We start from the raw sequence: 13,788 nt of genomic DNA on the forward strand, positions 1-13,788 counted from the left end.
CTATCAAAAAATTATTGAATTTCCGGAAGTGCTTCTAATGCTTCGTGTAATGCCAACCACTCTAGCTCGGTGGCTTCTATTAATGCTGCTAACTCAGCTTGGCGCTTTAAATGCTGTTGCAATTCTACCTTACGGCCAGGCTCATAGAGCGTTGCATCTAAAGCACTGGTATCTAAGCTTTGCTTTTCGGTCTGGTACTTTAGCAGCCCTTCGTCAACCTGTGCTAGGGATTTAAGCAATGGCCTGCGTGCAAGAATACGCGCCTGCCGATCTGCTTTATTTTGCGCATATTCGTTCTTTTTCATTGGTTTTTCGACGGCATCAGCTGCAGCTTGCTGCGCTTTAGAAGAGGCTAGCCAAGTTTTATAATCATCCAAATCTCCGTCAAACACCTCCGCTTTGCCTTCTGCCACCAACACAAAACGGTCACAACTAGCCCGCAATAATGCGCGATCATGCGAGACCAAAATCACACCCCCCACGTAGTCTTGCAGCGCCAACGTCAAGGCATGACGCATCTCTAAATCCAAATGGTTGGTGGGCTCATCTAGTAATAATAAGTTGGGGCGTGTCCAAATAAGTAAAGCCAGTGCTAGGCGTGACTTTTCCCCACCAGAGAAGTTAGTACAAGGTGAGCGAGCCATATCGCCCTTGAAATCAAACCCACCTAAATAATTCAGGTGCTCTTGCTCTCGCGTCAATGGGTCTAATCGCAGCATATGCTGCAATGGTGATTCATTTGGGCGTAATTGCTCCAACTGATGCTGCGCAAAATAGCCAATGTTGAGGTCTTTACCTTCTACCCTTTTTCCAGTTAAAGGTTGTAACTCAGCAGCCAACGCTTTAATCAATGTAGATTTACCCGCTCCGTTCTTGCCCAGCAACCCAACACGCTCACCGGGACGAATTGTAAATGCGACTTTGCTCAGTATGGGGTTATCCGCATAACCTATCGTCACGTCATCTAATACCAGAAGAGGATCTGGCGCACTGACCGGCACACGGAATTCAAAGTTAAACTGCGAATCTATATGGGCGGCAGAAATCATCTCCATGCGCTCTAATGCTTTGATCCGGCTTTGTGCCTGACGCGCTTTGGTGGCCTGTACACGAAAGCGGTCAATATAGCTTTGCAAATGCGCGACTTTACGTTGTTGCTTCTCGAACATGGCTTGCTGCAACGCTAGTTTTTCTGCGCGCTGCCGCTCAAAATCACTGTAACCGCCACGGTACAAAGTTAAACGCTGTTGCTCAATATGCAGAATATTATTGACCACGCTATCTAAAAAATCACGGTCATGCGAAATTAGCAACAAAGTGCCACGATAATCACGCAGCCAGCCTTCCAGCCAGATCACTGCGTCTAAATCCAAATGGTTGGTGGGCTCATCCAATAGCAACAAGTCAGAACGACACATCAGTGCACGCGCCAGATTCAAACGCACGCGCCAGCCACCGGAGAAATCACTCACGGCACGCTGTAAATCTGTTTGTAAAAAACCTAAACCATCCAGCAAGGCAGCAGCGCGCGCTTTTGCACTATAACCATCAATGTCGCTTAAACGCTGATGCAACTCGGCAATCTTTTCGCCCGCATGTGCGGCCTCTGCTTGCACTAATGCCTGCTCTACCTCGCGCAGCTCAGCATCGCCATCCAACGTAAAGTCGATAGCTGACTGCGTCAATGCTGGGGTTTCTTGCGCAACGTGTGCCACTATCCAGTTGGGGGGAATCTCTAAATCGCCCACCTCTGGGTGCAGCTCTCCACGCAGCAGTGCAAATAAAGAAGATTTGCCTGCACCATTTGCACCGGTCAACCCCACTTTATGCCCGGGATGCAATTGAAAGGACGCCTCTTCAATGAGTATTTTGGCACCGCGCGTGAGTGTTAACTGTTTAAATTGAATCAAAGTGTATCCAAGTATCGATGGCTACAACATGCTGAAAATTCACCACGCCGACCATTTTTGACAAAGAGCGTTATTTTAAAACAATCTAAGCCATATGCTTAATAGAACTTAATGTTTTCTTTCCGTTCCAAGCTATAAAATAAAGTAAAATAGCGCAATATCCCTATGCACCCACCCATTATCACTTCATGACTATACGCAATATCTTTCGATGGGCTGCTTACCTCGTTGCATTTCTCTCGTTACTGATAATACTTGCAGTATTAGTCATACGCTTTTTTGTATTTCCTAATATCAACAATTACAAAGATGACATCGCCACCTACGCCAGCAAAACCATGCAGCGTAAAGTCACCATTGGCGACATCAGCACTGGCTGGCACCATCTCTCGCCGCGCGTTACGCTCTCCAACATAGATATTTATGATGAGCAAAACCGACCAGCGCTCACCTTGCAAAAGGTAGATACGCAACTTTCATGGTTAAGCATTGGGCTGCTTGATTTAAGACTTTCAGAACTCACTGCCTATGCACCTACGCTGATCATCCGCCGCTCAAAGGAAGGTGTGTTTTATTTGGCTGGTGTTAATTTAAGCGGCCGTGGCAACCCTGATTTTGCCAACTGGCTACTGGCGCAGTCTAATGTCGGTGTACAAAATGCAAACATCACTTACATTGACGAGCTCAGACAAGCGCCCCCACTCGTACTCAAGAAGCTCAACCTAACGCTAAGTAACTCTGCCTGGAAAAGTATCTTTGGAAGGCATGAGTTTAAATTAGACACATTTTCCTCTGTTGGCACAAAGCAACCCATTAAGCTTTCTGGATATTTCATTGGGCGAGACATGTCAAATATCAAAGATTGGCGCGGCAATGTGCATCTTGCTGTGCAAAATACTGACATTTCCGTGTGGCGCGCATGGGTAGACTATCCACTAGAAATCAAAAGTGGCATGGGCAATGCAGAAGCCGATCTGCATTTTTCTGCTCTTGCGATTGACGAAATAGAAGCAAATATTCGTTTACAACACCTTAGCGTGCATCATGCGCACACTGACACACCACTCATCGCACCCAAGCTACAAGGCCATTTGGGTTGGAAGAAAACCAAAACAGGCGAAACATTGACTGCAAAAGATGTGAATGTCGCATTCAATACGGGTTTAAAGGTTGAGTCTGCCAACGGAGAGTGGGAGCGCACAACTAAGAAAAATCAAGCTTGGATAGATGCTTATGTGTCTCTACAAGCGCTAGAGCTCAGTAAAGTGGTAGAAACTGCGCGCTATTTCAAACTATCCCCGCAATGGATGGAATGGATTGAGGGTATTTCACCAAGCGGAAAGTTAACCACTATCAAAGGTGCGCTCTCTGGCCATCCTAATCAACTGCAAAACTATGCGTTGTCGGGCGAGTTTAAACAACTCAGCATACAACCCTATGGGAAACTGCCCGGATTTAACAACCTCACCGGAAATATCGACTTAAATGAGCGTAAAGGCGAAGTGCAGTTTGATACACATGCTGCCGCCCTAGACCTCAAAGATATCTTACGCTGGCCTGTGCCTATCGATTCACTACAAGGCGCCGTTGAATGGCAAACGAACAAACAGGGCACTACCCTGTTTGCTGACCAACTCATCGTCAAGAACCCCCATATTTCAGGGGTCATTAAAGCCAAGTTTGCGCATCAACAAGGCAAAGGTGACTTTTTAGATTTACATGCAACATTTGACCAAGGCAACGCCAAATTTGCGCCTTTTTATTACCCGATTATCTTAGGTAAAGAAACATTGCACTGGTTAGATACTTCCATCTTGGCTGGGCGCGCCAACGATGTAAATGTCATTATCAAAGGGCGTTTGGCAGACTTTCCCTTTGTCAACGCAAAAAACCAGCCAGATGCAAAACTTGGGCAGTTTAAAGTCACTGCGCAAATCGAAGAGGCCCTGATTGAATATGGCACAGGCTGGCCACTGGTTAGAAACTTGAACACGCAAATGCTGTTTGAAGGCAAACGCATGCTGCTAAATGCCAACAAGGGAGATATCCTTGGCAACAAAATCATCAGTAGCAAGATTGAAATTCCTCAATTAGATGCCGATTGGCCTATGTTGCATATTGCCAGCGTGGTTGAAGGACCTGTACGTGAGGGCATTAAATTTGTGAATGAAAGCCCGGTCAAAGAAGTCGCCATGGGCTTTACCGAATCACTCAAAACAGCTGGCGATGGGCATTTGGATTTGGACTTACTGATTCCAATGCAAGATTTAGAAGCCGCCAAATACAAAGGGGCTTATCAAATTAAAAATGGCACCTTATTTGCCAATGATGAAGTTGGATTGCCCGAACTGAGTAAGATCAACGGCACGCTGAACTTTACTGAAAATGGCTTAAATGCAAATAACATCAGTACGGAAGTGCTGGGTGGACCAGCGCGTATTACATTGATGACAGGGGCAGAAAAAAGTCTGCAAATTAGCGCTAGTGGTCGCATTAACGATGCTGGAATTAAGAAAGTAATCTCACACCCAATCGTTAACGCCTTACAGGGCACCACCGATTGGAAAGGTGACATTCTCATCAAGAAACCGCTAGCGGATTTCACGTTTTCATCCAACCTAGTAGGCATGGCCGTGAATCTGCCTAGCCCCATGACCAAAGCCACTGGCCAAATCTACCCGCTACGTATCGATAAAGTGCAGCGCAGTGCCGATAACGATGAAATTAACATGCAATATGGCGATCTCATTTCAGCCAAGATCGCTCGCAATACCGTAGATGGAAAATGGGCGATTGATCGTGGCGAAATTGGCATTAATACTCCAGTTGCTATTCCTGCCGGCAAAGGCTTGGTACTCAAAGCCAAACTGGACACTTTTGATGTAGACGAGTGGCTGGCATTCTTTAAACAAAACACGCCTAGCGATGCGCGAGGCACGAATGCGCTACCACCATGGCTGAGTCAAGCCGATGTGTACGCTGGCACCTTGAATGTGCTCAACCGCGACATCCACCAATTTAAAGCAAGCGCCAAGCCTTCTGCTAGCGGGATTAAGTTCAATATTCAAAGCCAAGAAATGACGGGCGATGTGACATGGCAAACCGAAGGCAACGGAAAAATCACAGCTAAACTCAAAAACTTAGTGATTCCTAATGTCACAGGTAAAGAGGATGCCTCCGCCAAAAAGGAAATCAAACGCGTCACCAAACAATATCCCGCGCTGGATTTAGATGTCGAGAACTTTGAAATTGGCGACAAAAAGCTAGGTGCGCTAACCGTTGATGCCTTTGAGAACGGGGACGACTGGCAAATACAAAAACTAAGCATCAGCAATACGGATTTCACGCTATTGGCAGATGGCACTTGGCATAACTGGACACGCAGCCCCAATACTACATTCAAGTTTAACTTGCAGTCCGACAGTATTGGTAGGTCACTGAGACGTTTTGGTCAACCAGATGCCGTAAAAGGCGGGAAGGCTACGCTCTCCGGCCAGTTACGTTGGCCTGGTAGCCCACATGAATTTGAGACTTCCGGCCTCAACGGCAATTTAAAACTGGAAGCAGAAAAAGGGCAAATTGTGAAAGTGCAGCCTGGCGTGGGTCGCCTGTTAGGATTGCTCAGTTTACAAAGCCTCCCTAGAAGACTGAGCTTAGATTTTAGAGATTTGTTTAGCGATGGCTTTGCCTTTGACAAAATCAGCGCCACAGCAACAGCCACGGGTGGTGTCTTACGCAGCAACGACTTTTATATGACAGGCCCCGCTGCCGAAGCCAAAATTCAAGGGGAAACCAATTTAAAAACCGAAACCCAAAACTTGAAGGTCACCGTGATTCCGCATGTCAGTGACTCGCTTTCGCTTGCTGCACTTGCAGGCGGGCCTATTGTGGGTGCCGCTGCATTTGTTGCGCAAAAGATACTAAAAGATCCCTTTAACAAAATTGCCTCGACCGACTATGTCATTACAGGCACATGGGACAACCCACAAGAGATAGAATCAAAGAAAGATGCGCCACAAAAACAGGACATCTTGAACACACGTTAATTGCTAGCAAAGAAAAACATCATGGAAAGTAAGCAAAAATTAAAGACTGTTAAAAAAGACGCTATGTTTAAAGTGGCTGCCGTTCAAATGGCATCAAGCCCACACGTCTCGTCTAACTTGGTTGAAGCAAAACGCTTGATTGAATTGGCCGCAAAACAAGGTGCCAAAATTGTGGTACTGCCAGAGTACTTTTGTATCATGGGCAACAAAGAATTCGATAAAGTCACCGTGCGTGAAAAACCGAACGATGGCCCTATTCAAACTTTTCTAGCCAAAACGGCCAAACAATACAAAGTATGGATTGTGGCTGGCTCGGTTCCGCTGGTCAGTAATTTCCCTAATAAGGTTAGAAACAGTTGCTTGGTCTATAACGACAAAGGCGAGCAAGTTGCACGCTATGACAAGATCCATCTGTTTGGCTTGGATTTGGGTACAGAACATTATCACGAAGAAAACACCATTGAATCCGGTGATCAAATTGTCACGGTTGAGACGCCTTACGGCAAAATCGGTTTGTCTATTTGTTACGATTTACGCTTCCCGGAGCTTTACCGTGCCATGGGTGAGGTCGATATGATTATGGTGCCCTCTGCGTTTACAGAAACCACCGGCAAAGCGCACTGGGAAAGTTTAATACGTGCGCGCGCCATTGAAAATCAGTGCTATGTTGTCGCTTCGGCACAGGGTGGTTACCATTTATCCGGGCGTGAAACCCATGGCAATAGCATGATTGTAGACCCTTGGGGCGTGGTGCTAGATCGCTTACCACGTGGTTCTGGCGTGGTGATTGCCAATATTAACCGTGAGTATCTGAGTAGCCTGCGCCAAAGTTTGCCTGCGCTCAAGCATAAAACCATTAGAGCCATTTAATGGCTTTCATGATGGCGCATCAGGTGGATATTCCACTGCGCCATACATGCTGCCTTGTTAATATGTGTGTTATTTTATTAGAAGTCCATTTGTAAGAAGCAAACCATGAGCACACGCACAGACCAGAGCCATCTGGAAACAGCACAGGAACTATTACTCAGACCCACCGGTATCGATACTTCATCGCTACAAGAGGTGCTGGGACAAATGATGTCGCACCAGGTAGATTATGCCGATTTGTATTTTCAATACAGTCGTAGCGAATCCTGGGGCTTGGAAGAAGGTCAGGTCAAGTCAGGCAATTTCAGCATCGATCAAGGCGTAGGTGTGCGTGCAATCAGCGGTGAGAAAACCGCCTTTGCTTATTCAGATGACATTAACCTGCCAGCCTTACTTGAAGCAGCGAATGCTACCAGATCAATTGCGGCATTGGGAACAGAGCAAACGGGCAAAACCGTACTGACGCGCCAAACGCCTTCCCTTTACTTACCACAAGACCCGATTGCCAGCCTCAGCGCAGACGCTAAAGTGAAATTGCTTGAGCGCCTAGAACAGTTTGCTAAACAAATCGATACGCGTGTGACACAAGTCATGGCCTCTATTGCCGGTGAGTATGAGGTTGTGATGGTAGCGCGCAGCGATGGTTTGATGGCTGCGGATGTGCGCCCATTGGTACGTATTTCCGTGCAAGTGATTGCAGAACACAATGGCAGACGCGAGCAAGGTTCTAGTGGTGGTGGTGGTCGTTTCGATTACAGCTACTTTACCGATGAAGTCTTGCACGATTACGCACAAAAGGCAGTGCATCAAGCCTTGGTGAATTTAGATGCACGCCCTGCCCCTGCGGGCAGCATGACGGTAGTACTTGGCGCAGGCTGGCCTGGCATTCTGCTCCATGAAGCGATTGGACACGGCTTAGAAGGTGATTTTAACCGTAAAGGCAGTTCAGCTTTTAGTGGCATGATCGGCAAACAAGTAGCGGCCAAAGGCATCACGATTGTCGATGACGGCACCATTGCCGACCGTCGTGGTTCGCTGAGTATGGATGATGAAGGCAACCCGACTAATCGCACTGTGTTGATTGAAGATGGTATTTTGCGTGGCTACATTCAAGATGGTCTGAATGCAAGATTAATGGGCATGCCCTTAACCGGTAATGCCCGACGTGAAAGCTATGCACACATCCCCATGCCGCGCATGACGAATACCTACATGATGAACGGCGACAAAGATCCGCAAGAGATTATTAAATCTGTCAAAAAAGGCCTGTATGCTGCTAACTTTGGTGGCGGTCAAGTCGATATCACCAGTGGTAAGTTTGTATTCAGTGCCGCCGAAGCTTATATGATTGAAGATGGCAAAATCACCTATCCGGTAAAAGGAGCCACTTTAATAGGTAACGGTCCGGATGTGCTCACACGCGTGAGTATGATTGGTAACGATATGGCCTTAGATTCAGGTGTGGGCACTTGTGGCAAAGAAGGCCAAAGTGTGCCGGTAGGCGTTGGGCAACCCACGCTTAAAATCGATGGCTTGACAGTGGGAGGCACTGTTGAATAGGATGTAAACAAGTAGCAGACACCGATGACTTAGGACAAAGGAGAGCACGATGGCAACAGCAAAAAAAGTATCTGAGGAAAAAACAAAACCAAAAAAAGCAGCAGCTAAACCAGCTGACAAGGTAAAAAAGGCAGTTGCAGCTAAACCTAAAGCAACAGCAGCTACCAAGAAAACCAGTTCAGCATCCAGCTCGACCAAGGCAAAAAAAATCGGGGATGCTGAACGCTATAGAATGATAGAAGTAGCTGCCTACTATATTGCAGAGAAGCATCACTTCTCAGGTAACACAGCAGATTATTGGATACAAGCAGAGCAAGAAATTAACGCGAAATATCCCAAATAAAAAAGGCGCCTTGAGCGCCTTTTTTAATATTGCATGTCACCAAAGTGACTGATGATTACTTCATTACGCGGTTACGGTATTCACCGGTACGCGTATCAATCTCAATTTTGTCGCCTTGGCTTACAAATAATGGTACTGGAATTTCAAAACCGGTAGCAATTTTCGCTGGTTTCATCACTTTGCCTGAGGTATCACCCTTCACTGCTGGCTCGGTATAAGTGATTTCTCGCACCACAGTGGTTGGCAATTCGATAGAAATCGCTTTACCGTCGTAAAAACGCACTTCGCATGGCATACCATCTTCCAAGTATGGCAGCGCGTCTTCCATAAACTCAGCATCCACATCATATTGGTTGTATTCAGCATCCATAAATACATAGGTAGGATCTGCAAAGTAAGAGAAAGTCACTTCTTTTTTCTCTAACACAATCACATCAAATTTATCTTGTGCTGCGTATACGTTCTCGCTCGGTGCCTCTGTCAGCAAGTTTTTCATTTTCATTTTAACGACAGCAGAGTTACGGCCAGATTTATTGTATTCGGCTTTAACGATTACCATCGGATCGTTGCCAATCATTACCACGTTACCCACGCGAAGGTCTTGTGCGATTTTCATAATATTGAGTTAGAAAAATAAAATTTTAGAAGCGCGCATTATACGCAATTTTTACAAATTATTGCAAAAAATCACCAACTTAGAAGCCAAATCGGTTTGGCTAAAGAGCGTTCGACTCGCCTCTTGAGTGGCCGCGTTAATCGATGACCATGCCGCTAGATAGTCATCCCAAACAGAAGCCTGAAACGCTGTATCCTGCCAAGCCATATGCATGGCTTGGCTGACATTCAGAGCTGTTATTGGCATGCTCTGATAATGTTGCGCTAAAAAGGCTTTCAGCTTAAGCACATGCGCGCCCTCTTCTTGCAGATAAGGCTGCCAAACAAATGGTTTTCCAGCCCAAATGGCACGTACCCAGCTATCTTCACCCCGCACAAAATTAATGTCACAACGCGTGAGCAATTGGTCGTAATCGGCTTGTGATAAAAACGGTAACACCTCTACCGTTAATGCACCATGGCTTACCATTTGGCCAACCTGCAACGATGTCTTTCCAAAAAAATCAGCGACTTGAGGCAAAATCGTGGTGGAAGGCACATAGCAATGCACAGGCTGCTTACCTTCTGCAATTGCACTAAGTAAACTTATGATAGGAGCATGCGGATAACAAAATAGCGAAACTTTGCACGCATTTACAGCTTGCTTAGCAGGCGGATGCAAAACGGGTGGTATGTGGCGCTCACGAATCAGCCCACCTGTAGCTTGTGTAAACCCTGGAAAATAAAAGTGGCGCACCATACCATTTGCCTGCGGTGAGGGCTTGGCATGAAAATCTTCTGCCCAAGCTTCAGCCGTCAGATACTCTAGGTTCACCCATCTGGATTGCTGTTGTTGCATAGCAGCAATGTATGCTGGTGGCAAGCCACAAGCAAAAGCCTCAATGACCATGTCTGCCGCATCAGAGAAATCTGCATCCGTACACCAATGCATCACACGGATATCTTCTACCCTCTGTTCAGTAGCCGCCAAGGTGAGTGAAGGTATCAAGCGTTGCGCCACTTGCAAGTCATCCACCCACAGGCGAATATCCAATTGATGCTCGGATTGGAGCTGACGTGCTAGACGCCAGCACACGCCAATATCGCCAAAGTTATCGACGACCTTGCAAAAAACATCCCAGCGCTGCGTCATATCAGATAAGGTCAATCCCAAAAGTTTTTAAAACCATAGCATAAACACCAAATATGCCGATTGAAATCGCCAGACTCAAAAATAAGCTCAACCAGAAATTGTATCGGGTTAAAAAATACGGCATCAACAAAAACATAGGTAAGGTTGGAATGACATACCAGAACGTGTAATAAGCGTGATTTGAAATTTTAGCAATCGGCTGCTGCTCATAATTTAACCAGATCAAAGTAAATACTGTAACAAGCGGTAAAGCTGCTATTAACCCACCCAGTTTAACGCTCAGCTTAGCTGCTTCAGATATTACCAAAATCAAACCAGCCGTCACTAAGTACTTTATCAAAAAATACATTGCGCCCCCTTTAAATACCTAACTGCTCAATACAGTTAGGTATTAGCGATTGTTTATAAAATAATCGGTGCTACAAATGCAAAAAAGCCGCCTACCAGAAATATCAGTACCGAAAACACGTAAACACGCCATGAAACTTTACGCGCTTTCATACATGCGGCTGCCAGCGCAGGATCGACTGGGCAAGGTAAGCTTCTAGCACGCCATTGCAGCATGCCTGAGACTATCAACATGCATGCTGCAAAAATAAACACCACTACTTTATGCTCCGAAAACCACACAAGCTGCGGTACATTGGCGACTAGGCTCGACATTGCAGCGCCTGCACCAATGCCTACCAGCAGTGCAGGTAAGGCGCAACAAATCAGCGTACCGCCACTGGTGAATAAGGAAAGCACTGAGGCTGCTTTGGTATGCTTGAGATGCGTCATCTCAGGAGGATGCGCTGTCACTTATTTGGCTCCTTGCTTGGATTCAATCTCTGCCTTGATATGCGCTACTGGATGATCCGTGATTTCAATTGCAGTCACATCATAACCAGCATCCTTAATCAGATCTTTCACTGTACTCTCCGGCAAGGTTTGGCCTTCTTTTAGCTCAACCGCGACAATGCGCTGCTTTAAATTGACATACACATCTTTGGTTTGTGATAGCCCACGCATCTTTTTCTCGATGCCTTGTGCGCAAAACGCGCATACCATGCCATTGACTTTTGCTTGGATAGTTTGGGTTGCAGCCATGGCCCATTGACTGAACAATACAGTTGAAACAAGTAAAACAATGCTTAATTTTTTCATGATAAATGCCTTCAAATTTGCGAATTAAAATATATACATAAAGTTGAAACGTGGTTCACGTGCGTTATTCACACCCGCCTCAACAAAGTAGTTTTTGTTAACCAAACGTAGCATGGGGGTGACTTCTACTTTGTCTGATAAGCCGTTCATATTGCGTGCCTCAACAATTAACCAAGGCTGTGTCTTATCGTAATCGGTTTCGTAAAAGGAGAAGCCAGCGCGCGCACTGGTAAAGTCGTGGTTGATATCGGACGCGCGATAAAAGCGATGTGTCGCTGCGAAGTAAACACGCGTGGTTTCATAATCAAACTGAATACCAGGCGTAATCATGACCTTGCTAACATCATGATGCACACCTTCTTGCTTGTCTTCGCCTTGCAGCGCCCCTACTCCACCAATAAACCATACATTGGCTTGTGCATGCGGCAAGTTCCATCGCTGCAATAAGCGTGTGTATATCACCTCTTCCAACGTGCGGGTTTTGGTTTTATCGTCTGCGCGCATATAGGTTGCGCCCACGCCCAATGCATCTCGCGGGGTGATGGCGTAGTTAATAAACGACTCACGCCAGTGATTATTGAAATCGCCCATGGCCATATAGGAATCGTTAAATCCCATCGGCCCGGCAATGACATATTGACTCGTCATCAGGGCTGCGGCAGTTAGCCACAGCCTTGTTAAGACTTTGAAAAACATAGATTTCCTTTCTATCAAGTAACAGTCACGTCCATGTATAGACGTGACAAAGCTTTACTTAAGAAAGGAATATAGGGGGACGTTGTAGGCTAGGTAAGGTAATAGAAGCGTATGAAAAATGTGCTGAGCCGATTAATGCAGTGACACTAGGTAACATGGCTGCTTTATTACGCATGGGTAAAGCTGCAATCGCGCACAAATTTGTACATAAAGTATTGCAACTGGTTTTACATGCGGTAGTTGAGGACTTACTATGGTCTACGTCTGCATCAGCATGCCCACTGCTCTGCGCCATGTGTGCATGACATGGCATTGCATGTGTTTGCGCTTGAGTCTGCTGCATTTGCTGTATTTGCATCGTGCTATTGCACACCAACATATTTGCCGCAGCAATACCCTGTAGCGGCATAACCAGCAGCAGGACATAAGCAAACAAACGTGAAAAGCGAATCAACATGGCGGATATGATAACAGTCTATGTATTAAGTTCAATGCAGAAGTATTTGTTAAATGGCTGGTTAATAGTGAATATCAATCACTTCAAACGCTTCTTCTGCTTTGGGGGTCGCTACACGTACGGTATCACCAACACTTTTACCTAACATGGCTTTGGCTAATGGCGATATCCAGCTGATATAGCCTTTGGTCGGCTCGATTTCATCTTTGCCGACAATGCGATAGATATGCTCGCTATCATCCTGTAGATTGAACAAGGTCACCCATGCGCCGAAAAATACTTTCTCTAAGTGCTGCTGCAAGCTGCTATCGACCACCTCGGCTAAGTCCATACGCCGCATTAAATGGCGGCAACGGCTATCAATCTGACGTAATCTGCGTTTGCCGTAAATATAGTCACCGTTTTCACTGCGATCACCATTGCCAGCAGCCCAAGATACGGTGCGCACCACTTCTGGACGTTCTACTTTGTACAGCTGATGAAACTCTGCCTGTAAGGCAGCGAAACCCTCTGGTGTGATGTAATTTTTCTCGTCGCTTGCTGCCATAGTTACTGAGGTTCGTTTTTCTGAATCATCTCGATTTGCGGAGTATCCAACAGCTCAACATCGCTCACAAAATGCGGTGTCTCGGCAAAGCAAGAACTCGGCACACCCAAATGCTCTTCATAAATTAAGCGTACGCGCTTACCCACGGTTTCATTGATACGTTGCGCGACTTTTTCATCACGCACGGAAAAAAAGAACTTTTCCGCTTGCGTGCCTGGCATGGAAACCAGCACCAGTTCACCTTCATAAGTTTTACACACCCAACCCTTTAATGAGAGCTTTTGCACGTACCCTGCGCGCTCACCGGATGAATAGACCCATGTCAATGTTGCCCATGTGTAGAGTGCAAACAATGCAATGGGTATCACAATCAGACCAATACTGTATTTCAAAAATTTTGCCAAACCACCCAACATATCTTCCCTTTCAAGCACTTTCTTTGATAACGCCCATTATCCAACAATCC

At 46.0% G+C, this 13,788-nt stretch carries 14 protein-coding genes; 4 read left to right on the forward strand and 10 right to left on the reverse strand.

Annotated features, from left to right (window positions below; all coding sequences use genetic code 11):
• Positions 1-11: 11 nt before the first annotated feature.
• Complete coding sequence (locus tag FG11_RS06380; protein WP_047533868.1) at positions 12-1,910, reverse strand: ATP-binding cassette domain-containing protein; 1,899 nt, start codon at positions 1,908-1,910, stop codon at positions 12-14.
• Positions 1,911-2,098: 188 nt separating this feature from the next.
• Here FG11_RS06380 and FG11_RS06385 point away from each other — a divergent pair, with 188 nt between their 5' ends.
• The 4 genes from FG11_RS06385 (at position 2,099) to FG11_RS06400 (ending at position 8,729) form a co-directional block, all read left to right on the forward strand.
• Positions 2,099-5,956, forward strand: a complete 3,858-nt coding sequence (locus FG11_RS06385; RefSeq protein WP_047533871.1) for a YhdP family protein — start codon at positions 2,099-2,101, stop codon at positions 5,954-5,956.
• A 21-nt stretch (positions 5,957-5,977) separates the two neighbouring features.
• Complete coding sequence (locus FG11_RS06390; RefSeq protein ID WP_020182239.1) at positions 5,978-6,826, forward strand: carbon-nitrogen hydrolase family protein; 849 nt, start codon at positions 5,978-5,980, stop codon at positions 6,824-6,826.
• A 105-nt stretch (positions 6,827-6,931) separates the two neighbouring features.
• Complete coding sequence (tldD, locus tag FG11_RS06395) at positions 6,932-8,386, forward strand: metalloprotease TldD (RefSeq protein ID WP_047533872.1); 1,455 nt, start codon at positions 6,932-6,934, stop codon at positions 8,384-8,386.
• A gap of 49 nt (positions 8,387-8,435) precedes the next feature.
• A complete protein-coding gene (locus FG11_RS06400) occupies positions 8,436-8,729 on the forward strand; it encodes a DUF2934 domain-containing protein (RefSeq protein ID WP_047533874.1) in 294 nt (97 codons plus the stop codon).
• Positions 8,730-8,784: 55 nt separating this feature from the next.
• Here the strand turns inward: FG11_RS06400 and efp are convergent, their stop codons facing one another.
• From efp to FG11_RS06445, 9 genes are all read right to left on the reverse strand, one after another.
• Positions 8,785-9,345 carry an elongation factor P gene (efp, locus tag FG11_RS06405; protein ID WP_020182242.1) on the reverse strand — a complete coding sequence of 187 codons (561 nt, stop codon included), beginning with the start codon at positions 9,343-9,345 and terminating at the stop codon, positions 8,785-8,787.
• A 51-nt stretch (positions 9,346-9,396) separates the two neighbouring features.
• Positions 9,397-10,476 (reverse strand): elongation factor P maturation arginine rhamnosyltransferase EarP, encoded by a 1,080-nt coding sequence (earP, locus tag FG11_RS06410; protein ID WP_047533875.1) that lies wholly within the window; start codon positions 10,474-10,476, stop codon positions 9,397-9,399.
• A 1-nt stretch (position 10,477) separates the two neighbouring features.
• The gene (locus FG11_RS06415; protein ID WP_047533877.1) at positions 10,478-10,825 is read right to left on the reverse strand and encodes a DUF3147 family protein; all 348 of its coding nucleotides are present in this window, start codon (positions 10,823-10,825) and stop codon (positions 10,478-10,480) included.
• Between the two features lie 53 nt (positions 10,826-10,878).
• Positions 10,879-11,256, reverse strand: coding sequence for a hypothetical protein (locus FG11_RS06420; protein WP_052184966.1), 378 nt, complete (start codon positions 11,254-11,256; stop codon positions 10,879-10,881).
• A 21-nt stretch (positions 11,257-11,277) separates the two neighbouring features.
• Positions 11,278-11,622 (reverse strand): heavy-metal-associated domain-containing protein, encoded by a 345-nt coding sequence (locus FG11_RS06425; protein ID WP_025224476.1) that lies wholly within the window; start codon positions 11,620-11,622, stop codon positions 11,278-11,280.
• Positions 11,623-11,646: 24 nt separating this feature from the next.
• The gene (locus FG11_RS06430; protein WP_047533881.1) at positions 11,647-12,318 is read right to left on the reverse strand and encodes a hypothetical protein; all 672 of its coding nucleotides are present in this window, start codon (positions 12,316-12,318) and stop codon (positions 11,647-11,649) included.
• Positions 12,319-12,376: 58 nt separating this feature from the next.
• Positions 12,377-12,775 carry a CopL family metal-binding regulatory protein gene (locus FG11_RS06435; RefSeq protein WP_047533883.1) on the reverse strand — a complete coding sequence of 133 codons (399 nt, stop codon included), beginning with the start codon at positions 12,773-12,775 and terminating at the stop codon, positions 12,377-12,379.
• Between the two features lie 61 nt (positions 12,776-12,836).
• A complete protein-coding gene (gene greB, locus FG11_RS06440; RefSeq protein WP_020182249.1) occupies positions 12,837-13,322 on the reverse strand; it encodes a transcription elongation factor GreB in 486 nt (161 codons plus the stop codon).
• Between the two features lie 2 nt (positions 13,323-13,324).
• Positions 13,325-13,738 (reverse strand): hypothetical protein, encoded by a 414-nt coding sequence (locus FG11_RS06445; protein ID WP_025224478.1) that lies wholly within the window; start codon positions 13,736-13,738, stop codon positions 13,325-13,327.
• Positions 13,739-13,788 lie beyond the last annotated feature (50 nt).

The organism is Methylotenera sp. N17, assembly GCF_000799155.1.
Taxonomy (GTDB): Bacteria; Pseudomonadota; Gammaproteobacteria; order Burkholderiales; family Methylophilaceae; genus Methylophilus.